General features: G+C 62.3%; 19 protein-coding genes. 11 read left to right on the top strand and 8 right to left on the bottom strand.

What is annotated here, in order from left to right:
* The first annotated feature begins 43 nt into the window (after nt 1-43).
* From ACQ4MS_RS06460 to ACQ4MS_RS06450, 3 genes are all read left to right on the top strand, one after another.
* Nucleotides 44-1471, top strand: coding sequence for an MmgE/PrpD family protein (locus tag ACQ4MS_RS06460; protein ID WP_431098519.1), 1428 nt, complete (start codon nt 44-46; stop codon nt 1469-1471).
* Nucleotides 1472-1652: 181 nt separating this feature from the next.
* On the top strand, nt 1653-2801 hold the full coding sequence (locus ACQ4MS_RS06455) for an ABC transporter substrate-binding protein (protein ID WP_431098517.1): 1149 nt from the start codon (nt 1653-1655) through the stop codon (nt 2799-2801).
* A 144-nt stretch (nt 2802-2945) separates the two neighbouring features.
* Nucleotides 2946-3068 (top strand): hypothetical protein, encoded by a 123-nt coding sequence (locus ACQ4MS_RS06450; protein ID WP_431098516.1) that lies wholly within the window; start codon nt 2946-2948, stop codon nt 3066-3068.
* Nucleotides 3069-3450: 382 nt separating this feature from the next.
* On the opposite strand, the gene ACQ4MS_RS06445 is transcribed toward ACQ4MS_RS06450, so the two are convergent.
* A complete protein-coding gene (locus ACQ4MS_RS06445) occupies nt 3451-4245 on the bottom strand; it encodes an IclR family transcriptional regulator (protein ID WP_431098514.1) in 795 nt (264 codons plus the stop codon).
* Between the two features lie 94 nt (nt 4246-4339).
* Here ACQ4MS_RS06445 and ACQ4MS_RS06440 point away from each other — a divergent pair, with 94 nt between their 5' ends.
* The 4 genes from ACQ4MS_RS06440 (at nt 4340) to ACQ4MS_RS06425 (ending at nt 7673) form a co-directional block, all read left to right on the top strand.
* Nucleotides 4340-4783, top strand: coding sequence for a type II 3-dehydroquinate dehydratase (locus tag ACQ4MS_RS06440; protein ID WP_431098513.1), 444 nt, complete (start codon nt 4340-4342; stop codon nt 4781-4783).
* A 79-nt stretch (nt 4784-4862) separates the two neighbouring features.
* Nucleotides 4863-5864: a TRAP transporter substrate-binding protein DctP gene (dctP, locus tag ACQ4MS_RS06435; protein ID WP_431098512.1), complete on the top strand. Its 1002-nt coding sequence runs from the start codon at nt 4863-4865 to the stop codon at nt 5862-5864.
* Between the two features lie 10 nt (nt 5865-5874).
* Nucleotides 5875-6375 carry a TRAP transporter small permease gene (locus tag ACQ4MS_RS06430; RefSeq protein WP_431098511.1) on the top strand — a complete coding sequence of 167 codons (501 nt, stop codon included), beginning with the start codon at nt 5875-5877 and terminating at the stop codon, nt 6373-6375.
* Nucleotides 6372-7673, top strand: a complete 1302-nt coding sequence (locus ACQ4MS_RS06425) for a TRAP transporter large permease (RefSeq protein ID WP_431098509.1) — start codon at nt 6372-6374, stop codon at nt 7671-7673. The genes ACQ4MS_RS06430 and ACQ4MS_RS06425 overlap by 4 nt, the downstream gene beginning before the upstream one ends.
* Here the strand turns inward: ACQ4MS_RS06425 and icmF are convergent, their stop codons facing one another.
* The 5 genes from icmF to ACQ4MS_RS06400 all read right to left on the bottom strand — a co-directional run bounded on the left by icmF (nt 7674) and on the right by ACQ4MS_RS06400 (nt 15980).
* Nucleotides 7674-10997 carry a fused isobutyryl-CoA mutase/GTPase IcmF gene (gene icmF, locus ACQ4MS_RS06420; RefSeq protein ID WP_431098507.1) on the bottom strand — a complete coding sequence of 1108 codons (3324 nt, stop codon included), beginning with the start codon at nt 10995-10997 and terminating at the stop codon, nt 7674-7676.
* Between the two features lie 144 nt (nt 10998-11141).
* Nucleotides 11142-13112: a TRAP transporter large permease subunit gene (locus tag ACQ4MS_RS06415; protein ID WP_431098506.1), complete on the bottom strand. Its 1971-nt coding sequence runs from the start codon at nt 13110-13112 to the stop codon at nt 11142-11144.
* A complete protein-coding gene (locus ACQ4MS_RS06410; protein WP_431098505.1) occupies nt 13109-13729 on the bottom strand; it encodes a TRAP transporter small permease subunit in 621 nt (206 codons plus the stop codon). The genes ACQ4MS_RS06415 and ACQ4MS_RS06410 overlap by 4 nt, the downstream gene beginning before the upstream one ends.
* A gap of 70 nt (nt 13730-13799) precedes the next feature.
* Nucleotides 13800-14915, bottom strand: a complete 1116-nt coding sequence (locus tag ACQ4MS_RS06405) for a TRAP transporter substrate-binding protein (protein WP_431098504.1) — start codon at nt 14913-14915, stop codon at nt 13800-13802.
* A gap of 174 nt (nt 14916-15089) precedes the next feature.
* Nucleotides 15090-15980, bottom strand: a complete 891-nt coding sequence (locus ACQ4MS_RS06400; protein ID WP_431098503.1) for a PPK2 family polyphosphate kinase — start codon at nt 15978-15980, stop codon at nt 15090-15092.
* A gap of 206 nt (nt 15981-16186) precedes the next feature.
* Between ACQ4MS_RS06400 and ACQ4MS_RS06395 the strand changes: the two genes are divergently transcribed.
* Complete coding sequence (locus ACQ4MS_RS06395; RefSeq protein WP_431098502.1) at nt 16187-16630, top strand: rhodanese-like domain-containing protein; 444 nt, start codon at nt 16187-16189, stop codon at nt 16628-16630.
* A 218-nt stretch (nt 16631-16848) separates the two neighbouring features.
* Nucleotides 16849-18099 (top strand): alpha-hydroxyketone-type quorum-sensing autoinducer synthase, encoded by a 1251-nt coding sequence (gene cqsA / locus ACQ4MS_RS06390; RefSeq protein WP_431098501.1) that lies wholly within the window; start codon nt 16849-16851, stop codon nt 18097-18099.
* A gap of 8 nt (nt 18100-18107) precedes the next feature.
* On the opposite strand, the gene ACQ4MS_RS06385 is transcribed toward cqsA, so the two are convergent.
* Both ACQ4MS_RS06385 and ACQ4MS_RS06380 read right to left on the bottom strand, forming a co-directional pair.
* Nucleotides 18108-19094: a response regulator gene (locus ACQ4MS_RS06385; protein ID WP_431098499.1), complete on the bottom strand. Its 987-nt coding sequence runs from the start codon at nt 19092-19094 to the stop codon at nt 18108-18110.
* A 38-nt stretch (nt 19095-19132) separates the two neighbouring features.
* The gene (locus tag ACQ4MS_RS06380) at nt 19133-20434 is read right to left on the bottom strand and encodes a sensor histidine kinase (protein WP_431098498.1); all 1302 of its coding nucleotides are present in this window, start codon (nt 20432-20434) and stop codon (nt 19133-19135) included.
* Nucleotides 20435-20524: 90 nt separating this feature from the next.
* On the opposite strand from ACQ4MS_RS06380, the gene ACQ4MS_RS06375 reads away from it, so the two are divergent.
* Both ACQ4MS_RS06375 and ACQ4MS_RS06370 read left to right on the top strand, forming a co-directional pair.
* On the top strand, nt 20525-21193 hold the full coding sequence (locus ACQ4MS_RS06375) for a helix-turn-helix transcriptional regulator (protein ID WP_431098497.1): 669 nt from the start codon (nt 20525-20527) through the stop codon (nt 21191-21193).
* A gap of 85 nt (nt 21194-21278) precedes the next feature.
* The gene (locus ACQ4MS_RS06370; protein WP_431098496.1) at nt 21279-22046 is read left to right on the top strand and encodes a type III pantothenate kinase; all 768 of its coding nucleotides are present in this window, start codon (nt 21279-21281) and stop codon (nt 22044-22046) included.
* Nucleotides 22047-22133: the final 87 nt, after the last annotated feature.

The raw sequence follows: 22133 nt of genomic DNA, 5'->3' as shown, positions 1-22133 counted from the left end.
CGATAGGCGCAACTACATACCAAATCACGCCCCAAGTACAAGCATGCTCAGTTCCCATATCCCCGCTACCCAGGTTCTCGCGCACTGGGCTGCCACGGTCCCCCATCGATGGGGTGAATCCACCCTGCGCACGGCAGAGCACTCCCTGGAGGACACCATCGCCGCCATGGTGGCAGGCGCTGGGGACCCGGTTTGCGCCTCAGTACGGGCGGGCTTGCGCGCCACGGGGCCGGTCCCGGTGGTCGGTAGCAGCATTGGGACTTGTGCCGCCTTCAGTGCGCTGGCCAACGGCACGGCCGCCCATGCGCGGGAGCTGGATGAGATGTTTTTCGTCGCCGGGGGGCATTTTGGCTGCGCCGTGATCCCAGCCATCCTGGCGCAAGCCCACGAGATGGATGCCACACTGGACGCCGTGCTGGACGCGCTGATCGTCGGAAGCGAGGTGATGGCCCGCGTCGGGATGGCGATGGACCGGTCCCATGCCGAAAAAGGCTGGCACGGCACTCAAACCATTGGTGTAATTGCTGCCGCAGTAGCTTGCGGCAGACTGCTTGGGCTGGACGCGGCCAGGATGACACATGCCCTGAGTCTGGCCGTTTCCATGGCAGCTGGACCCAAGGTCCAGTTCGGCACCGACACGAAACCCGTACATGCTGGACTGGCGGCTCAAGGCGGTGTGCTGGCCGCATCGCTTGCAGCGTCGGGCGTCACGGGCAGCGATAAAGCCCTGGAAGGCCCGCATGGGTTTGGCGCACTGTATGCTGGCGACTCGGCTGCCAACTGGCAGTCCGTGGCGGCGGTCAACGACGGCCCGCTGGCGATCGACAGCCACGGCCTGGGATTCAAGCTGTATCCCAACTGTGCGTCCACACACCGCTGCCTGGACGCGTTGCAAGCCCTGGCCACCGAATACCGATTCGGCATGGAGGACGTTGAGCGTGTCGAAACACTGGTTGGGCGCGTCAACCTGGTGAACCTCAAATACCCGGAGCCCCGGGATCCCCGTGAGGCCATGTTCTCCATGCCTTATGCGGTGGCAACGATGCTGCGTTACGGCACGGTCACGTTGGCCGACTTCACGCCGCAAGCGGTGCAGGACGATGTGACCCGGCGCCTCATGCCACGCGTCGCAATGCACCTGGACTCGACACGCGTAGAAACCGCAACGCAGCTGCTTCCCCACACCACAGTCGTAACCTTGAAGGACGGACGGCACCTGGAGCGCGTAGTTCACCACGCCAAGGGGTCGTTCCTGAATCCGTTTTCTGCGCTGGAGCGGCAAATCAAATTCGAACAATGCACGTCGGGCATCCTTCCGGAAGAGCGCTTGGCACCGCTTCGCGACAACCTGGCTCGACCGCAAGGCGTCAAGGTTCGCCAACTGCTGGCACTGTTGCAGTTCGAAGCCCGGGTCGATGACGGCACGCGTTTCGGCCGTCCACGAGGAGGCGGGCCGGGCCCCCTTCCTTGATCCATGGAATCCAGCCCCTGCTCAGGCGGGCCCGAACCCGACGGTTTCCCCGCCGGGATCACAGTCGAAACGGCGCTGGCAACGGGGAGTCCGCGTTTGGAAATGACCGAGTTTGCAGCAGGTTGACCACTGATCGATACCCAAGCGCGTCAGATTCGCAGCACAAAAGGAAACTCTTATCATGCGCAACCGTTGTTTATCGTCGGCCTTCGCCAAGGCCCTGATGGCACTGGCCGTGGGTGCCCTTGTGACGGGAACTGGTCCGTTACTCGCCGCAGAGATCATCGTGGGCCAGGTCGGCCCCATGTCAGGGCCGGAGGCCGGTCAAGGCCGCGCTTACGCCGCCGGCATGCAATTGCATTTCAACGCCATGAACAAGGCCGGCGGCATCCACGGTCATAAGCTCACACTCTTGCGCAAGGATGATGGCGGGAGGCCCGACGACACGGTCGCTTTGACCAAGCAGATGATTGCCGAAGATAAGCCGCTGGTCCTGGCCGGCTACTTTGGCGGCAAGAATGTTGCAGACTTGGTGTCTGCGGGGATTTTGGCAAAAGAAAAGATCGCTCTGGTGGGCTACCGTACTTCAGAGATCCAGCCGGACGCTCCGTATCTATATGGAGTTCGGGCGGGCCTGCGCGACGAGATTTCCAAACTCATTGAGCATTTGGCCACCATTGGGATTAAGCGCCTGGGGCTTTTTCATGAGGCTGGGCCGGGCTCGACTGCGGCAATCGCCGCGGCCGAGGACGCGACTAGGAAAGTCAGGGCAACGATCGAAGGACGCGCCTCCTACGCCGCTAACACGGTCAACGTCACTGATGCAGTGGACACCTTCATAAACATGCAGCCGCAAGCGATCATCATGATCTCCAGTGGGTCTGCTGCGGCCGGATTTATTGAGAAGTACCGTATCGCTGGTGGCGCGGCTCAACTGCTTGCACATTCGGGTGCCGACATCGAGCAGCTTTCGAAGCGGTTGTCTCCGGAGCAGATGCAAGGTGTGGCTATCGCTCAGGTGACGCCAAGTCCGTATAAGGTCTCCAACCAGCTCGTCAAGGAATTTACTGACACTGCAGCCAAGATACATAACCTGGAAGTGCCTGTGAGCTACGCCATGATGGAGGGCTATATCGCCGCCCGCGTCATTTCTGAAGCGATACGCCGCCAAGGCAGCAGGCCCAGCCGCGAAGGGACCGTTCTAGCCTTGGACAGCATGAGTAATTTTGATCTTGGCGGTTACTTGATCAGCTTCAAGCCTGGACAGCACACTGGTTCTGGCTTTGTCGAATTGTCCATCGTCACCAGTGCCGGCAAGATCCGTCAATAGCCGAAATAACTTGCGCGCACCGCCTCCACCAACACCTCGAACACATTGAGGTTTTCGATCACGGCCTGCTCCAGGCGCTTGAGCGTCGAATCCACCGCGCAAGGCCTGAACATCGCGGTGCTCCGTGATGGCGCACGGCCGCCCGTGCAAGACAACCTGGTCTTGCTGTTGCCGGTGACAGAGCAACGCCCGCTTGGCTTTGATGGCGGGGCGGTGGGGCAGGACCAGCTCGAAGGCGCCTGGAGACGATTGACCTTGAAGCTCTAGCGGGCATCCACGAGGTCCTGGCCCGCATGGCTCTGGATCTTGTAGAGCAGCCACGAAACTGACTTCTGCTTGCGCAGGTAGAAGCGGACCGAGCAATTGAAAAAATTAAGCTGACCTCCGCCGGGTCAGGGTCCTGGTTGCCGGCCAGGCGGCGAAGCCAGTTGCCGTTGGTCTGGAAGGGCGTGACCGAGGTCGGGTTGGCGCAGCTGCGCAGCCGGGCTTTCCAGCCAAGGCCGGTTTCCACGCCTTTGATGTAGGCATGGGTTGCGGCAATGGCTTCCACCGGCATGTGTTCGAGCTTGACCCGGAAAGCCAGCAAGGCCGCGGCGAGGGTGGACACCAGGACTTTGCGCACCAGGCTTTGCCCGCTCGCGGGTCTCCCTCAACCCTTGCCCAGCGGAGGTCTTCCAAACAAGGTCGACGCGTTGCTGATAGGCCCCAGCTCCGCACTTGCCGCCTGGAGCACCGGCGCCAGCTCATGCACGCGCTCGCTGCTCAGGCGCGTACGCGGCCCTGCGATGCTGATGACGCCGATGGCCGCCTTGCGGTGGATCACCGGCACGGCCATGGCCGACATGCCCGGCGCAAACACCTCGTCGATCATCGCGTAGCCGCGCACACGCGCGTCGTGCAGGAAACCGAGCAGCGCCTTGAGCGTGGTGGGCGCCTTCGGCCCGTATTGCGCCGGTGTGCCGAAGCCCTGCTTGCTGACGAGTTCCAACGCCCGTTCGTCGCTCAGCGTCATCAGCCACGCGTGCCCGGATGAGGTGCACGACAGGCGCACATCCATGCCCATGTCCGGGTCGTAGCGCAGGCCCGACTGCCGCTGGCCCTGCGCCTTGGCTACAAAGGTGAGGCGATGCTCGTCGACGATGGACAGGCGCACCAGCTCACCTGATGTTTGTGCCAGCCGCTCCAGCAGCGGTTCGGCGATGTTGACGATGCCGGCGCTGCTGAGGAATCCCAGACCCAGCGACACGACTTTGGTGGTGAGCACGTAATCGCCCTGTTTGCGGGCCTGGCGCACATAGCCCAGGCGCTGCAGGTCCGCCAGCACGCGGTGGCAGGCGCTCAGCGGTATGTCCAGTTCCGTCGCGATCAGCGACAGCGGCGAGCCCTGCGGGAAGTGCGCCAGGTGCTCCAGCACGGCGAAGCCGCGGTCCAAGGCATTGCTCATGTCGTCATATGGAAAGGGTTTCCAGTCTGGAAAGATTGTGGCACAGCGGGGCAAGAATCGGATCGCGCACGTGATGAACCCTGTGAGAAAAGCAATGCAAGCGAAGACGATCTACGTCCTGAACGGTCCCAACCTCAACCTGCTCGGTGTGAGGGAGCCGCATCTCTATGGCAGCACCACGCTGGCTCAAGTGGAAAAGCTGTGCCGCCGCGTTACGGACGAGCTGGGCTATGCCTGTGAGTTTCACCAGACCAATCACGAGGGCGTGATGGTGGACTGGGTGCAGGAGGCGCGCGAGCGCGCCGCGGCCGTCGTCATCAATCCCGCCGGCCTCTCCTTCCGATCCATCCCCTTGCTGGACGCGCTCAAGACGCTGGACGTGCCGATTGCCGAAGTGCACGTCACCAATATCCATCGGCGCGATGTGCTGTACCAGAACTCGCTGGTGTCCCTGGCGGCCACGGGCGTCATCTGCGGCTTCGGCCCCTTCGGTTACGAGCTGGCGCTGCGGGCACTCGCGCAGCGCCTAGCCTCTTAGGGATCGATTGCCTCGGCTGCAAATTTCGCAGATTTCATTTCCCTCGTTTCATTCACCCAATACATCAAAGGAGACAAACATGAGCCATCCTGTCCAAAATCCTATCGCCCGGCGCGCGCTGCTCGGCGTGGGCGCCGCGCTGGCCGCCGGCGGCGCCCTGCCGGTCTGGGCCCAAGCCCCCGCCACCATACGCTTCGCCGCCGTGTTCTCCGACAAGGACATTCGCGCCGAGATGATGAACCAGTTTGCCAGGGACGTCGCCGCCGACTTCAAGGTCGAGATGCACCTGAACTCCACGCTGTTCCGCCAGGGGACCGAGCTGGTCGCGCTGCAGCGCGACAACCTGGAGATGGGCAATATCGCGCCGCAGGACATCTCCAAGCAGGTGCCGGCCTGGTCTATCCTGACTTCGGCCTACCTGTTTCGCGATGCCAACCACCTCAACACCTTCTTCGCCAGCGAGCAGGGCGCGCAAATGAAGAAGATGGTGGAAGACCAGCTGAAGGTGAAGATCCTCGGCCCGACGTTCTTTGGCACGCGCCATGTCGGCCTGAAGGGCAAGAAGAAGATCAACACACCCGCAGACCTGGCCGGTGTGAAGCTGCGCATGCCCCCTGGCGACGCCTGGCAGCTGCTGGGCCGCTCACTCGGCGCCAACCCCACACCCATGGCCTACGCGGAGACCTACACCGGCTTGCAGACCGGCGCCATCGACGGCCAGGACAATCCCTTGCCCAATGTGCAGAACATGAAGTTCAACGAGGTGATGGGCCAGCTGGTGCTGACCTCGCACCTGGTGGGCTTCGACTTGCTTACCGTCAACATGAAGACCTGGAACAGCATGCCCCCCGCGAAGCAGCGCACCTTCCAGGCTGCGGCAGACAAGGCCATCGCCTGGAGCACGGCGGAGCACCAGAAGCGCGAAGCCGAGCTGGCCGAGAGCTTCCGTAAGGGAGGGCTCGATGTCTACGTGCCCAACATCGCCGCCTTTCGCGAGCATGCGCAGAAGGTCTACCTGGCGTCGGACGAAGCCAAGGCCTGGCCTGCCGGCCTGCTGGCGCAAATCAATGCCATGAAGTGACGCGCGGTCCATGCTGACCCGAGTGCTGAAAGCGCTGCACCGCTTCGCCGAAGCGGTGGCGGCCGGCCTGCTGGCCGTGATCTTCATCGCCTTTCTGGTGCAGATCGTCATGCGTTACGCGTTCAATGCGCCGGTGGGCTGGACCCCCGAGCTGTCGCTGGTGTGCTGGCTCTGGCTGGTGCTGTGGGGCGCGGCCTTTGTGCTGAAGGACGATGAGGAGATCCGCATCGACATGATCAGTTCGCGCGGCAGCTACCGCACGCGACGGGTGGTCGGTGGCGCCGTGGCAATCGCCATCATCGTGCTGTTCGGCATGTCCTTGCCCGGCGCTTGGAGTTACGTCACCTTCATGAAGGTCGAAAAGAGTTCCTACCTCGGTGTCCGCATGGACATCACCTATTCAATCTACATTGTCTTCGTCGTGGCGGTCATCCTCCGCGCGGTGCGTCAGCTGACACGCGGGCCTGGCAAGGCCATCCGCGACATGCCGTCCTCAGCGTCCGCCCTATGAATTTCACAAGTCCCTTTTCGCTGGCGATCGTCGCCATCGTCGCTTTGAGCCTGCTCGGCGCACCCATCGGCCTGGCCATGATCGCCGGCTCGGTGCTGTACCTGTACATGAAAGGCATGGACGTCGGCGCCGCGGCCGAGCAGCTGCTCAATGGCACCTATTCCAGCTTCCTGCTGCTGGCCATTCCGCTGTTCATCCTGGCGGCAACTTTCATGAGCACAGGCAGCGTCATGGACCGGCTGCTGCGCTTTTGCAATGCTATTGTCGGCCGCTTCCCGGGCGGGCTGGCACAGGTCAATGTGCTGCAAAGCGTGGTCTTCGCCAGCATGTCGGGTTCGGCCCTGGCGGACGCCGCGGGCTCGGGCAAAGTCATGCAGGTGATGATGACCCGCGAGGGAAAGTACACGCCGGCCTTCGCTGCGGCCCTGAGCGCTGTGTCGTCGGTCATAGGGCCGATACTGCCGCCGTCCATCCCCATGGTGCTCTATGCGCTGGTGTCCGGAACGTCCATCGGCTACCTCTTCATCGGTGGTGTGCTGCCCGGCCTGTTGCTGGGCGCGGTGCAGATGGTGTTGATCTGGTTGCAGGCCAAACGGCGCGGTTTCCCTGTGGAAGAGCGGGTGCCCTTGTCCGAGATGCCGCGCATCACAAAAGAGGCCTTTCCCGCGCTCATGCTGCCAGTGATTTTGTTGGGCTGCTTATACAGCGGCATCACCACGCCGACCGAGGCGGCGGGTGTCGCCGCCGCCTATGCCCTGCTGATCTCCGCCGGCCTGTACCGCAGCATGCGATGGACCGACATTTACGATTCGCTGCTGTCCAGTGCGAAGATGAGTATCTCCATCGGCATGCTGATTGCCGGGGCGTTGGTGTTCAATTACGTCATCACCTCAGAGAACATTCCCACCCACCTGAGCGGCGTGCTCAAGGGCATGGAGATGACGCCCCTCGCCTTCCTGCTGCTGGTCAACCTCATCCTGCTGTTGCTAGGCGCCTTTCTTGAAGGCTCGACCATCATCCTGATCATCCTGCCGGTGCTGCTGCCCACCGCGGTGGCGCTGGGCATTGATCCGGTGCACTTCGGCGTGATGGCTGTGCTCAACATCATGATCGGGCTGGTGACGCCGCCGTATGGCTTGTTGCTCTTCATGATGATGAAGATCGCCGATGTCTCGTTTTCCGAGCTGATGGCCGAGGTTTGGCCTTATCTTCTCGTCATGCTCGGCGCGCTGGCCCTTGTGACCTTCTGGCCGGGCATGGTGCTGTGGCTGCCGCGCATGGCCGGGTACACCGGGTGACTACATATTCCGCCGGTACTGCCCACCCACCTCAAACAGTGCATTGGTAATTTGCCCCAGCGAGCAAATCTGCACGGCCTCCATCAGCACTTCGAACACGTTGAGGTTTTCAATCACAGCCTGTTGCAGGCGCTTGAGCATGGCCGGTGATTCGGCCGCATGGCGGCGGTGGAAATCGTCCAGGCGCTTGAGCTGGTTTTGTTTTTCTTCTTCGGTGGAGCGGGCCAGTTCGAGCTTGTCCTGCACCGCGTCGCCGTGCGGGTTGCGGAAGGTGTTGACGCCGATGATGGGCAGCTCGCCGGTGTGCTTGAGCATCTCATAGTGCATGGACTCGTCCTGGATGCGGCCGCGCTGGTAGCCGGTCTCCATGGCGCCCAGCACGCCGCCGCGCTCGGCGATGCGCTCGAACTCCTGCAGCACGGCTTCTTCGAGCAGCTCGGTGAGTTCTTCGATGATGAAAGCGCCTTGTGACGGATTCTCGTTCTTGGCCAAACCCCACTCGCGGTTGATGATGAGCTGGATGGCCATGGCACGGCGCACCGATTCTTCGGTGGGCGTGGTGATGGCTTCGTCAAACGCGTTGGTGTGCAGCGAGTTGCAGTTGTCGTAAATCGCGATCAGCGCCTGCAGCGTGGTGCGTATGTCGTTGAACTGGATCTCTTGCGCGTGCAGGCTGCGGCCCGAGGTCTGGATGTGGTATTTGAGCTTCTGGCTGCGCTCGTTGGCGCCGTACTTTTCTTTCATGGCCACGGCCCAGATGCGGCGCGCGACGCGGCCCATCACGGTGTATTCCGGGTCCATGCCGTTGCTGAAGAAGAAGCTCAGGTTGGGCGCGAAGTCGTCGATGTGCATGCCGCGCGCCAAATATGCTTCGACAAAGGTGAAACCGTTGGACAGCGTAAAGGCCAGCTGGCTGATGGGGTTGGCACCGGCTTCGGCGATGTGGTAACCGCTGATGGAAACACTGTAGAAGTTACGCACCCGGTTGTGCACAAAGTACTGGGCGATGTCGCCCATGACCTTGAGGCTGAATTCGGTCGAGAAGATGCAGGTGTTCTGGCCCTGGTCTTCTTTGAGGATATCGGCCTGCACCGTGCCGCGCACGTTCTCCTGCACCCACCCGCGTATCTTGGCAGCCTCTGTCGCCGTGGGGTCGCGGCCGTTGTCTTTCCTGAACTTGTCGAGGTTCTGATCAATCGCCGTGTTCATGAACATCGCGAGGATGGTCGGTGCCGGGCCGTTGATGGTCATGGAGACCGAGGTCGACGGGTTGCACAAATCGAAGCCGTCGTACAGCACCTTCATGTCGTCCAGCGTGGCGATGGAAACGCCCGAGTTGCCGACCTTGCCGTAGATGTCGGGCCGCAGGGCCGGGTCGTTGCCGTAGAGCGTGACGGAGTCAAACGCGGTGGATAGGCGCTTGGCGGCCATGCCTTCGCTGAGCAGCTTGAAGCGGGTGTTGGTGCGAAAGGGGTCGCCTTCGCCGGCGAACATGCGGGTCGGGTCTTCACCTTCGCGCTTGAAGGCGAAAGTGCCGGCGGTGTAGGGGTAGCTGCCGGGCACGTTGTCCAGCATCAGCCACTTGAGGATTTCACCGTGATCTTCATACTGCGGCAAGGCCACCTTGCGAATGGTGGTGCCAGAGAGAGATTTGGTCGTCAGCGCGGTGCGGATTTCCTTGTCGCGGATTTTCACCACGTATTCGTCACCGGCATAGGCGGCCTGCATGTCGGGCCATTGGGCGAGCAGGGCGCGGGCGTCGGCGTCCATGCGGGCCTTGCGATGGCCGGCCAGGTCCAGCGCGGCTTCTGCGGCGGGTGCGCGGTCGGGCTTGTCGATCTTGAGCATGGCGGCTGCCGCCTTGAGTTGCTGCACTTCGCGCGCCAGCTGGGCCTGCGCCCGGGCGCGCTTTTTGTAGCCGCGCACGGTGTCGCTGATCTCGGCCAGGTAGCGCGTGCGCGCAGCAGGCACCACAGGTGTCTGGTTGGTGCTGTGGCGCACGTCGGTTGCGGGCAATGCCCCGCTCTCAAGCGCCAGGCCCAGCGCGGCAAGGCGGGGCTTGAGTGCCTGGTAGAGCGCAGTCACGCCGTCGTCGTTGAAGCGTGCGGCCATGGTGCCGAAGACCGGCATCTTTTCAGCCGGCGTGCCCCAGGCTTCCTTGTTGCGCTGCACTTGTTTGGAGACATCGCGCAAGGCATCGAGAGAGCCCTTGCGGTCGAACTTGTTGATGGCGATGAATTCGGCGAAGTCCAGCATGTCGATTTTTTCGAGCTGGCTGGCCGCGCCGAACTCCGGCGTCATCACATACATGGGCACATCCACGTGCGGCACGATGGCGGCGTCGCCCTGGCCTATGCCCGAGGTCTCGACCACGATCAGGTCAAAACCCGCACATTTGCAGGCGGCGATCACGTCGGGCAGGGCCTGGCTGATTTCGGAGCCGAAGTCGCGTGTGGCCAAAGAACGCATGAAGACGCGTTGCCCGCTGTCGGCGTTCTTCTGCCCGGCCAGCGGCACCGTCCAGGGGTTGATGGCGTTCATGCGGATACGGTCGCCGAGCAGGGCGCCGCCGCTCTTGCGGCGTGACGGATCAATGCTGATGACGGCCACGCGCAGTTTGTCGTTCTGGTCCAAGCGCAGACGGCGGATGAGCTCGTCGGTCAGTGAGGATTTGCCAGCGCCACCGGTGCCGGTGATGCCGAGCACGGGGATCTTGCGGGTGGTGGCTTGCGTGCGCACCTTTTCAACCAGCGCGGCATCGGCTTTTCCGTTCTCCAGCGCAGTGATCAGCTGGGCAAGAGCCCGCCAGTTCATCTCGCCGTGGCCTGCTATGGCCTTGACGGTTTTGGGTGCGAAGCCGGTCAGGTCCTTGTCGCAGCGCATGACCATTTCACCGATCATGCCGGCCAGGCCCATCTTCTGGCCGTCTTCGGGGCTGTAGATGCGGGTGACGCCGTAGGCATGCAGTTCGCGGATTTCGGGCGGCACGATGACACCGCCGCCGCCGCCGAACACCTGGATGTGCTCGCCGCCGCGGCTTTTGAGCAGGTCGACCATGTACTTGAAGTATTCGACGTGCCCGCCCTGGTAGGAGCTGATGGCGATCCCCTGCGCGTCTTCCTGCAGGGCGGCCGTTACGACCTCGTCGACGCTGCGGTTGTGGCCCAGGTGGATGACCTCCGCGCCCATGCTTTGCAGGATGCGCCGCATGATGTTGATGGCCGCGTCATGACCATCGAACAGGCTGGCTGCCGTGATGAAACGCACCTTGTGGGTGGGGCGATAGCTGGCGAGCGCTTTGTATTCAGCGGACATGTCGGTCATGCGTGTCTCCGGGAGGGCGGGGGTGCCGCCGGCCTGTGGCCTGTAAATTGACGTTTACGTAAACGTCAATCTTACTGCGTTCCCCGAAAAATACAAAGGGGCGCCCGCAGCGCCCCTTTCCTTGTGTTTCGGTCGTCCGCGAGGTCAGCGGCTGTATAGCAGTTGCGGTAGCCACATGCCAATGCCGGGAAACATGTACAGCAGGACGATGGCCACGAGCTGGATACCCATGAAGGGCAGCATCCCCATGAATATCTGGTTCAGGGTGACGTGCGGCGGACTCACGCCCTTCAGGTAGAACGCGGCCATGGCCACCGGCGGGCTGAGGAACGCTGTTTGCAGGTTCAGCGCCACCAGCAATCCGAAAAACAGCGGGTCGACCCCGAAATTGTCCAGTAGCGGGATGAAGATCGGCATGAAGATCACGATGATTTCCGTCCATTCCAGCGGCCAGCCCAGCACGAAGATGATGACCTGCGAGAGGATCAGGAACTGGGTCTTGGACAGGTTCATCGACAGCACCCAGCGCTCGACCAGTTCCTGCCCGCCCAGCAGCGCAAAGGCCGCCGAGAAAATGGCTGAGCCCACGAACAGCCAGCACACCATGGCGGACGTCTTGGCGGTCAGGAATACGCTTTCCTTGACGACTGAAAGAGTAAGCTGCCGGTAGGCCACGGCCAGCAGGAAGCCGCCCAGCGCACCCACGGCGGCCGCTTCGGTCGGCGTGGCCAGTCCCATCACGATGGATCCCAGCACGGCCAGGATGAGAATCAGCAGCGGAAAGAAGCTGGTCAGCAGCATCTTGAAGACTTCCAGCCGCGTGAAACTCAGCAGGCCATAGAACAGCACCAGGGCCGCGGCGCCGGCGGCCACGCCGATCCAGTAGCCTTTGGGTGCCGGCACATCCCGGGCCGGCTGGGCCGCGCCGGCGGCCGCCGGCGCCGCGCCGGGCGGCTCCTGGACGCTGCCGCTCGCCGGCGGTTCCGCGACACTTCCGCTTCCCGGCGGCTCCTTGAGCGCTTCGGTTCCGGGCGGTTCCTGCAGGCCGCCTGAGGGTGGTGGTTCCTTGAGGGCATCGTCAGACGGCGGCTCGGCCAGGCCGCCTTCCTGGGGCTTGGCGGTGGCGGCCTCGGTATCGCCGATCCGCGTCATGGTGGAGACTTCTTCGACCGCCACGGTGGTGACGCTGCGATAGCTCCACAAGGCCACAAACACAAACAGCAGCAGGGGCAGCAGAACGATCAGGAGCTGCCGCAGGATGTAGCCCGTGGGTACGCCCTGGTTGCGGCTGCCCTTGAGGGCTTTCAGCAGGCCCGGCAGGGCGCGTGTGCCGTGCGAGGGCGCGATTTTTTCCGTCAGGGGCGGTAGCGGCACATAACGGTCCGCCATCGACAGCGGCGGTGCCATCGACGGCCTGAGTTTGGCCACGATGATCACGTAGAGGATGTACAGGCCCGCCAGCATCAACCCCGGAAAGAAAGCACCGGCGTACAGCTGCACCACCGACACCCCGGCCGTCGCGCCGTACACGATCAGGAGCACGGAGGGCGGGATCAGGATGCCCAGGCAACCCCCGGCGGTGATGGCGCCGGCCGACAGCTGCACGCTGTAACCCGCGCGCAGCATGGCCGGCAGGGCCAGCAGGCCCATCAGCGTCACGACCGCGCCGACAATCCCGGTGGCGGTGGCAAACACCGCGCAGGTCACCAGCGTGGCCACCGCCAGCGCGCCCGGCAGGCGAACCATGGCCAGGTGCAGGCTGCGGAAGAGCTTTTCGATCAGGTTGGCGCGCTCCACGAGGTAGCCCATGAAAACGAAGAGCGGAATGGAGATGAGCACGTCGTTGCCCATGACCTTGAAGGCCGACTGCACCATCAGGTCCAGGGTCTTGGTGGTGTCGCGGTCGTAGGCCAGCCAGGTGAAGATCATGCCCATGCCCATCAGCGTGAACGCGGTGGGAAATCCCAGCATGATGGCGACCACCACCAGCGACAGCATGAGCAGGCCGACGTGGCCGCTTTCGATCCTGGGCACGCTGACCAGCATGTACAGCGCGGCCAGCACGATCAGCCCCATGAGGATGAAGCCGAACCAGAGTTCCTTGCGGATTTTCATCGCGCGGCTCCTTCGCGGGCCACGAACTTGTCGAGCGCCTGGATGTCCTCGTCCTTGACGTTGACCATGGCCTTGAGCTTGTCCACGTCAACTTCCTCCACGTCCTCGCCCCGGGAGGGCCATGCCCCCTCGCGGATGCAGATGATGCAGCGCGCGATCTCCACCAGTCCCTGCAGCAGCAAAATGGCGCCGGCGAAGGGAATGAAAAACTTGAAGGGGTAGACCGGGATGGGATCGGCATTGAAGGTCTGCTCGCGGATCGCTACCGATTCGGTGAAGAAGTTCCAGCCGGCCCAGGTCATGGCCACCACACCGGGCAGGAAAAACAGGAAGTAAAGGATCAGGTCCAGCGTGGCCTGAGTGCGCGGCCTGAAGAATCCGTACAGCACGTCTCCGCGCACATGGCCGTTCTTGGACAAGGTATAGGCGCCCGCCATCATGAACAGCACGCCGTACAGCATGATCTGCACGTCCAGCATCCATGCGTGCGGTGTGCCGAGCACGTAGCGCGAGAACACTTCCCATGAAATCGAAAGAGTCAGCAGCACGATCGCCCATGCGAAGAACTGGCCCAGCCATGTGGATAACTTGTCAACGCCCAGCAGTAGTTTTTGCATTTTGTTGTGTCTCCAGCCATAAAAAAGGGCGGCCGCTGCGCAGCCGCCCTCCATCAAGCGAACCGCCGGCTCAGGCCTTCTTGCCCTTGCTGAAATAACGGTTGTAGGCCATCTTGAAATCGACCATGTAATCGTTCTGCCACTGGCCGGCACGCTCCGCGAAGGCCTTCTGCGAATCCAGCACCTTCTTGAACAGCGCGTTTTCGCCCGCCTTCTTGGCGATGACCTTGTCCCAGGCGTCCAGCTGGGCTTTCAGGATGGAGTCGGGCGTTTTATAAAAGCTGATCTTGTCCTTGGTCTTGAGTTCGATGTAGTCCTTGGAGTTGCGGTCGATGGCTTTCCAGCTCATGTCGGCCGACGAGGCCTGCACGCCGTAGTCAATGATGGCCTTGAGCTCGGCCGGCAAGGCGTTGTATTTGCCTTTGTTGAACAGTATTTCAAACTGCTCGCCGCTTTGGTGGAAGCTCTGCAGCATGCAGTTCTTGGCCACGTCCGGAAAGCCGAGCACGCGGTCGGACGATGCATTGTTGAACTCGGCCGCGTCGATCAGGCCGCGGTCCAGCGCCGGGACGATTTCGCCGCCGGGCAGCGGGTTGACCGCCGCGCCGAGCTCGGTGAACACATCCACGGCCAGCCCGACGGTGCGGAACTTCAGGCCCTTCATCTGCGACACGTTGGACACCGGTTTCTTGAACCAGCCCAGCGGCTGCGTGGGCATGGGGCCGTACAGGTAGGACACCACGTCCATGTTGATGGATTTGTAGATTTCTTCCAGCAGCGCCTTGCCGCCGCCGTAGTTGTGCCAGGCCAGGACCATGTTGGGATCCATGCCGTACGCGGGGCCGGAACCCCACAAGGCCAGTGCCGACTGCTTGCCGTAGTGGTAGGCCACCACGCCGTGGCCGCCATCCAGCGTGCCCTTGTTCACCGCGTCCAGCAGCTGGAAGGCGGGAACCACTGCGCCGGCGGGCAGCACTTCAATCTTCAGGCGGCCGCCGGCCATGTCATTGACCTTCTTCGCAAAATCGTTGGCGTACTCATGGAAGATGTCCTTGGCCGGCCAGGTGCTCTGGAAGCGCAAAGAGGTTGTCTGCGCCATGGCGACCATGGGGGCTGACATGGCGCCGGCGGCAATCGCGGCGCCTTTCAGAAGGCCGCGCCTGCGGGGGCTCTTGCTCTCAGTCATGACTTGTCTCCTGTTGTTTGGGAAATGGTAAGAGCACTCATCATTCCGCCTGGTCCCTGGCTTACAAAGAGGGTTTCCACCAACGCTAAAGGTTCGTTACCCTTTACCAGTTGAAACTGTTTATGACAACACAGGTGAATTTGCCCGCACCTTCAGATGCCCTTCAGAGGACCTTCAGATCACCTTCAGTCCTTTGAGTGCGGGATCGCCCGGCGGGAACCGCAGTTTCAACGCCTGCAGCCTGGCTCGAACCACCGTGGCGATCATCAGATTACGGTGCGTCTTGGAGTCGGATGGCACCACTGTCCAGGGCGCCCAGGATGTGCTGGTGGCCTGAAGCAGCGCTCCATAGGCCCTTTGGTATTGCTTCCACTGTTTGCGGACCTCCAGATCACCGTGGCTGAATTTCCAGTGCTTGGCGGGGTCATCGAGCCGCTCCTGCAGCCGTTTCCGCTGTTCGTCCGCACTGATGTGCAGCATGAACTTGAGTATCACGGTGCCGGTTTCGGTAAGCATGCGCTCAAAGTCGTTGATATGCCGAAACCGCTGCAATGTTTGCGCCGGTGTGATCCATCTGTTGACGGGCGGCACCAACACATCCTCGTAGTGACTGCGGTTGAAAATCGTGATTTCGCCGGACCCTGGCAACTGCTGGTGGATTCGCCAAAGATAGTCATGCGCGCGCTCATCTTCGGTTGGCGCTTTCCAGCTCACCGTCTGCACGCCCAGCGGGCTGATGCGCCCAAATACACCGCGTAGCGTCCCATCCTTGCCCGAGGTATCGGTGCCTTGCAGGATCACCAGAAGCTTGTAGCGTTTGTCCGCATAAAACAGGTTTTGCAACTCGTCAATTTCCACAGACAGCGCATCGACGGCTGCTTTGTCAACCAGCTTGTCACCCATTGAAAACGGCTTGGCGGCCGGATCAAGGCGGGCAAGAGAAAATCCTTTGGGCGCCGAAGGGGCCGGCTGCCACAAGGCCAGGGTTTTGGCCAGCGCTTTGGCGCTGGCCTTGCCAGGCAGTACCTCTTTGGAAGAGGCCGTGTCAGTGTTGTTGTGGGGCATCCGGGTCTCCTGCGGTACATCAGTATCGCGATTGTGCATCTCCGGTGATCGGCAGGAAGAGCACGCGACCCGCCTGCCTATTCCCTCACCGCCTGATGGGTGGTTTCAGCGCGATAAACTGGATCGACCAGTTTCCAGGCCGTGGCCACGCGATGCGTGGACGGCGGACCGACATGTCCCATCAACATCCATTGAGAGGCTCCTCCGTGAAAAAAACAACTGCTGAAAATGCATCCAGTCCGGCTGGCATCCAGCCTGCTTCCGGTTATGCCGGTGATATTCCTGCGCAACTTGCCTTTGAATGGATGCAGTCAGGCGAAGCCGTGCTGGTGGACGTACGCACCGATGCCGAGCGCGAGTGGGTGGGCTATGTGCCCGGCGCCGTGCCTTTGGCATGGAAACAGTGGCCCGGCATGGCGATGAACGCCGGTTTCGATGAAGGACTGAAAGCCGCCGTGCCCGCTGGAAAAAAAACTGTGCTGCTGTGTCGCAGCGGCGTGCGCTCGGTTGCTGCGGCGAAACGCGCGACGGAACTGGGCATGGAGGCATACAACATCCTCGAAGGCTTTGAGGGCGATGCCGATGAGCAAGGACAGCGCGGCCGAAAGGGCGGCTGGCGTTTTCGGGGCTTGCCGTGGAAACAGGGTTGAGGTAACTGCAGCCTTCGGTGGTCGGCGTATCTACTTTTTGTAACCTGAAGATGTAAGCAAATAGCGATTGGACTTCCTCGAAATGAGGTGAATAGTTCACACCACGGTGCCGCAAATTTGGTGTATTGATGTACCCCCTGTTAATTCTGACAGGGGGTAAGACGTATCAATTTGTTTGAGCGCTTTCAATGGGGTTCCCCTTTTTAACGGAGCTCCTCATGCAAGTACTCGAACGTAAACTTTCCCCTGACGTCACCCCTTTCCCCAACCCCACTCTGGGGGCCCAGCTGTGCCGGCGCATCTCGCGTGATTTCACGCCGCGCTGGAACCAGCAGTGGGGCGGAAAGTTCATGCTTCATGGCAGAACACCGGATTCCAATGCCATCCGCCTGGACGGCAATGACTATCTCAGTGTGACAGGCCATCCGCACATCGTCCACGCCCAGGTAGAGGCCTTGCGCAAAGAGCAGGAGTTCGTCGTGCAGTCTGGGGTGTTTCACCTGAACCAGCACCCCACGCACACGCTGGAGATGGCGCTGGCCGGCTGGGTAGGCAAGGACGACGGCTTTATCTGCCAATCGGGCTACGCCGCCAACGTCGGCCTGCTGCAGGCGATTGCCGACGCGCAAACACCGGTCTACCTGGACACCCTGGCCCATGCCTCACTGTGGGAGGGTGCCCACGCGGCGCGTGCCCCGGCTTTTTCCTTCCGCCATAACGACCCCGTTCATCTCGCCCGGGTGATCGCCAAAAATGGGCCAGGCATTGTGGTGGTGGATTCTGTTTACAGCACCACGGGCGCCATTTGCCCCCTGACGGAAATTGTCGAGGTGGCCGAGCAGAATGGTTGCATGATCTTGGTTGACGAGTCGCATTCGCTGGGCACCCATGGCCCGAAAGGTGCAGGGCTATGTGCCGAACTGGGACTCACCGGACGCGTGCATTTCATCACCGCCAGCCTGGCCAAGGCCTTTGCAGGCCGCGCCGGCTTCTTTACTGCGCCGGCGCACATGCGCTATTACATCCTTTGCTCGAGCTTCCCCAATATCTTCAGCTCCAGCCTGCTTCCGCACGAAATTGCGGGTCTTGCTGCCACGCTGGAGGTGATCCGCAACAGCGACGACGCGCGAGCGCGGCTTCACGCCCACACCCGCCGGTTGCGGTCTACCCTGAGCGAGCTGGGTTACCCCATCCACCAGGGCAGCCAGCAGATCATTGCACTGGAAGTCGGCCTGGAGTGCGACACCATGGTGCTGCGGGACCGGCTCGAGGAGCGCAATGTGTTTTCATCCATGTTCTGTGCTCCGGCCACCAGCAGCAAACGCGCCATGATGCGTTTGACTCTGAACGCCGGCCTGATGGATTCCGAGCTGGACCATGTGGAGGCGGTCGCACGCGAGATCGCGCCGATCGTGAAACCATGGGACTGGCCTATTGCGCGGCGCGCACGGGCCGGCCAGGAAGCATGACGTCGGCGTCAGTCCAGCAGGTGCCTTTCGCCCGCGGTCGCAATAAACCGTTCATGGCTGCTCATGAAGCCGGGGGTGAAGGGCTCGCCGATGCTGAAGAGGGCGGCGTGGAGGACGGCCGAGCCGGACGCGATGGCGAAAGCCTGCCGCGGCTGGGGCTTGTGGCCGGCCCCCAGCGCGAGTTGCAGTTCCAGGTCGATGAGCTTCCGGCCCGCCGCCACGTCCTGCACGGTCGCGGCGTCCCAGCCTTGCGAAGCGGCCATTTCGGCCAGCTCGGGCAGGTTTTCGGCGGGCTCCAGTTGCAGCCAGCTGACGCCGCCCTTGCGGTCAAGCGCCAGCACGCCGAAGGGTGCTCCTATGACCACGTGCTCGATCCAGCCCTGCCGCAGCGCCAGGTTTTCCAGCTCCTGCGCGATGGATGTCTCACACAGCAGCGCGTGCTGCTTGCGGGAAAGGGTGGCCCGCCAGGTTTGCTGGTGCCGTGCGTCAGGCTGGCGCAGCAGCGCTTGTATTGCATCCGTCAGGCGCAGCCGGATTTCCGGAGACTGTTTGGGAATGAATTGCTCGATCAGCCCGCGGTTGAAGGCCGATACGGCAAGCTGCTCGTCGGCGCGGCCGGTCAGCAGCACGCGGGAGCCCGACCAGCCGTTCAGCTCGCTCAGCACCCGCAATCCGCTCATGGCCGGCATGGAATAGTCCACCACGCAGACCTGGGTGAGCGAAAAACGGGTCGCGCCGTCTTCGCGCCAGTACTGCAGCACCTGCGGTATCAGGGCCGTTCCTTCGCGCCAGCGGTTGATGATCTCCTGCTGGCGCCAGGCGTCGGCCTCCCAGCGCGCCGGCTCCTGCAGCAGGAGGTCGATACAGGCCACGGGGCGCAGGAACAGGCGTACATACCAGTCCAGCGGCATGACTTCGGCCAGCATTTCAAGGTAATCGGGGTCGTCATCCAGAAAGACCACGCCTCCGGGACGGCGATAGAGTGCAAAGGACATGTTTGTCAGTCTAGCTTGTCAAAAGCAGTCATGTGCTATCAGGTTGCAATAGGCAGCTCAATGGTAAAGGCTGCTCCCACCGCAAACTCCGATTTCACATGGATGGTGCCACCCGCACTTTGTACCACTTGCTGGCAAAAGGCCAGGCCCAGGCCGTGTCCCGTGCCGCGGTTGCTTGAGAAGAACGGTTTAAAAATCTGCGGCAGCAAGGCAGCGTCGATTCCCATGCCTTCGTCAGCCACCATGATCCGGCCGCGGGTTCCCCCCCGTCCGACCTCAATGCGCAGCGCACCGGGCGGGTATTTCGAGTCAGCTGCCATCAGGGAGTGCAGCGCGTTCTTGATGAGATTGTCCAGCACCTGGGAAAACTGCGTGGCGGACGAACGGAAAGTGAAATCATCGTGAACAATCACCCGCACGCACTCCTTCTGGCGGCTGGACTGGTAGGGATACGCTGCCACGACGTCCTGCGCCAGCTTTCCCGCCGCCACCAGTTCGATGTGCCGCGGCAGCTGCAGCAGCTTGGCGTTCGCGATCTGGGTATCGATCTGGTGGTTCATGTTTCGGACAAGCGCATGAAGGCGCAGTGCCAGCTTGTCGAGCTGCAGCGCGCGCGGGTTGTCGGGCTGGCGCTGCACTTCCAGCTGGATTGCGTCGCCCAGCAGCGCGGCCGTCGACAGCGGCGTGCGCAGCTCATGCGCCATGATCCCTATGGTGGTCAGCGTACTGGAGAGCTGCTCCCGCCGCAAGTTGGCAGAAGAAAGGTTGAGCACCAGCGCGATCGACCAGGCAAACGCAAATACCACAGCATGTACGGTGCGTTGGCCTTCCGGCAGTGCGGGCACGGCAGGCCCTGCGTACTGGAACATGACCAGGGCCAGCAGGCCGCCCGTGATGGTCCCCAAGGTGGCCAGGCGCCAGTCGGTAACGTGGTAATAGATCAGCACCATGGCTGCCAGCGTGGCCAGCCACACGGTATTGCCGCTGTTGCACAGGTACATCCAGCTGAAGAGGACCGGCAGCTCCAGCCAGAACACCACGCCAAACACGCGTTGCGCCAGACGGCTGCGCGGGTCGTGGTTGACGCGCTTGGTCATCAGGCTGTAGCCCAGGACGCTGGCCACCACGCGCAGCGGCAGATTCTCATAGGGCTGCGGCAGCCAGACCGACCAGATCCAGGCAAACAGCGCATTGCCCGAGAAAAAAGAAAGACCCAGCCACCACAGGCGCCGCGGCGATGGATGCAAAATGGGTTCCAGGGGCGCAAGGACCAGTTCCTCGCGCAGCCACTGAAGCAAAGGGCGCTGCGCAAGCCACGCATGGAAGCGGGCGCTCCTCACGTTAAAAACTTCTCCAGCACAACCGGGAAACTGACTGATGATGCATTTGACATGTGACTGTATTGTCCCGGTTCTTTTTCCGTCAAGCTAATGCTGTTACCTGCCAACTTTGACAGCGTCAGCCTGGACGGCGTCATCAGCGACTGGCTGTGCGCCCTGCGCGAGTTCTCGGTCGAGGCCCTCATGGTGCTGGGCCCCGACCCGTTTGGGGGCCAGGAAGACCGGCTCGTGCTGGCCATCCACCCCCCACGCCTGCTGGATGCCGCCGAGGCCCTGGCAGAGAGCCGGGACTTCGGCGCCCCGTGGCGCGACTCCGATGCGCCCCTGGTGGCCTGGCAGGACATCTCAAAATCCGCGTTCGAAAACCTGGGGCGCTGGCGCCGGCTCTGGCTGGCCCATGGCTACCAGAGCGTGGTCCGCATCGCTTTTCCGCTCACGGTGGGGCGCGCCTTCGAATGCTACCTCTTCAGCCCGCGCCAGTGGCATGACCGCAGTGAGGCGGCGCTGCTGGCCTGGTCGGCCCTCAACATCTGGCCTCTCCTGAAGCGCGCACTGGCCGAAGCGCGCAGCCCGCTGAGCCCGCGCGAACTCGAATGCCTGAGCCTGGCTTTCCAGGGAATGACGGCACGCGAGACCGGCGAATTGCTGGCCTGCAGCGAACGTACGGTGAACTTCCACCTTTCCAATGCCATGACCAAACTCAAGGTCGACAACAAGCTCGCTGCCATTCAGCGCGCCTGCTGGTTTGGCTTGATCTGAACACGGGCCGCCGGGGCAGGCCCTACTGGAAAACGTGTAGGCCTCAGTCCAGAGGTTGGCTGCAAACCTGTTCATAATCCGCCAAATGACTTTTCTAGCGCTTGACGTGGGTAATACCCGGCTGAAATGGGCCCAGTACGAAGCCCCCGCACGCGGGGCAAAGCTGCTGGCGCATGGCGCAGTGTTCCTCGAAAACATCGACAAGCTCGCGGAAGAGGAATGGGGTGCCATGCCAGCGCCGTCGCGCATCCTGGGTTGCATCGTTGCCGGTGACGCCATCAAGCGGCGTGTGGCCGAGCAGATGGAACTCTGGGAGGTGGCGCCGCGCTGGGTCGTTTCCAGCCCCCAGGAGGCGGGCCTTACCAATGGGTATGACCATCCGGCCAGGTTGGGCGCCGACCGCTGGGTGGCCATGATCGGTGCGCGCCACCGTCTGCTGGCCCGCGGCCTTGACAAACCCTGCGTGGTGGTCATGGTGGGCACTGCCGTGACAGTCGAGGCGATCGATGCCAGTGGAAAATTTCTCGGCGGTTTCATCCTTCCGGGCCACGGCATCATGCTGCGCGCGCTGGAGTCCGGCACTGCCGGCCTGCATGTGCCGACCGGCGAAGTGCGCGATTTCCCCACCAACACCAGCGACGCACTGACCAGCGGCGGTACCTTCGCCATTGCCGGCGCAATACATCGCATGGTGGAAAACGTCGCCCGCCACTGTGGTGAAGCGCCCGAATGCATCATGACCGGCGGTGCCGGCTGGAAGATGGCGCCCAGCATGTCGGTGAAGTTCGAACTGGTGGACAGCCTGATTTTTGATGGACTGCTGGAGATCGCCTCGCGGCGCTTCGCCGGTTGATTGGTACACCCCTGTTGAGGCTCACTTCGTGTAGCCTCCTCTCCCCTTGCAGGGGACAGGCGCCTTGCGGCCGGCGAAGCCGGACCG

Origin of the sequence: Polaromonas aquatica (assembly GCF_050626995.1) — a bacterium.
Lineage (GTDB): Bacteria > Pseudomonadota > Gammaproteobacteria > Burkholderiales > Burkholderiaceae_C > Polaromonas > Polaromonas aquatica_A.
Note: the sequence above shows the minus strand (reverse complement) of the source record. Positions and strands in the feature narration are given on the sequence as shown.

Excerpts from the sequence above, each read along its gene's own strand:
- ACQ4MS_RS06460 (WP_431098519.1), top strand. The coding sequence starts at position 44 with ATGCTCAGTTCCCATATCCCCGCTACCCAGGTTCTCGCGCACTGGGCT.
- ACQ4MS_RS06455 (WP_431098517.1), top strand. The coding sequence starts at position 1,653 with ATGCGCAACCGTTGTTTATCGTCGGCCTTCGCCAAGGCCCTGATGGCA.
- ACQ4MS_RS06445 (WP_431098514.1), bottom strand. The coding sequence starts at position 4,245 with ATGAGCAATGCCTTGGACCGCGGCTTCGCCGTGCTGGAGCACCTGGCG.
- ACQ4MS_RS06440 (WP_431098513.1), top strand. The coding sequence starts at position 4,340 with ATGCAAGCGAAGACGATCTACGTCCTGAACGGTCCCAACCTCAACCTG.
- dctP (WP_431098512.1), top strand. The coding sequence starts at position 4,863 with ATGAGCCATCCTGTCCAAAATCCTATCGCCCGGCGCGCGCTGCTCGGC.
- ACQ4MS_RS06430 (WP_431098511.1), top strand. The coding sequence starts at position 5,875 with ATGCTGACCCGAGTGCTGAAAGCGCTGCACCGCTTCGCCGAAGCGGTG.
- ACQ4MS_RS06425 (WP_431098509.1), top strand. The coding sequence starts at position 6,372 with ATGAATTTCACAAGTCCCTTTTCGCTGGCGATCGTCGCCATCGTCGCT.
- icmF (WP_431098507.1), bottom strand. The coding sequence starts at position 10,997 with ATGACCGACATGTCCGCTGAATACAAAGCGCTCGCCAGCTATCGCCCC.
- ACQ4MS_RS06415 (WP_431098506.1), bottom strand. The coding sequence starts at position 13,112 with ATGAAAATCCGCAAGGAACTCTGGTTCGGCTTCATCCTCATGGGGCTG.
- ACQ4MS_RS06410 (WP_431098505.1), bottom strand. The coding sequence starts at position 13,729 with ATGCAAAAACTACTGCTGGGCGTTGACAAGTTATCCACATGGCTGGGC.
- ACQ4MS_RS06405 (WP_431098504.1), bottom strand. The coding sequence starts at position 14,915 with ATGACTGAGAGCAAGAGCCCCCGCAGGCGCGGCCTTCTGAAAGGCGCC.
- ACQ4MS_RS06400 (WP_431098503.1), bottom strand. The coding sequence starts at position 15,980 with ATGCCCCACAACAACACTGACACGGCCTCTTCCAAAGAGGTACTGCCT.
- cqsA (WP_431098501.1), top strand. The coding sequence starts at position 16,849 with ATGCAAGTACTCGAACGTAAACTTTCCCCTGACGTCACCCCTTTCCCC.
- ACQ4MS_RS06385 (WP_431098499.1), bottom strand. The coding sequence starts at position 19,094 with ATGTCCTTTGCACTCTATCGCCGTCCCGGAGGCGTGGTCTTTCTGGAT.
- ACQ4MS_RS06375 (WP_431098497.1), top strand. The coding sequence starts at position 20,525 with ATGCTGTTACCTGCCAACTTTGACAGCGTCAGCCTGGACGGCGTCATC.
- ACQ4MS_RS06370 (WP_431098496.1), top strand. The coding sequence starts at position 21,279 with ATGACTTTTCTAGCGCTTGACGTGGGTAATACCCGGCTGAAATGGGCC.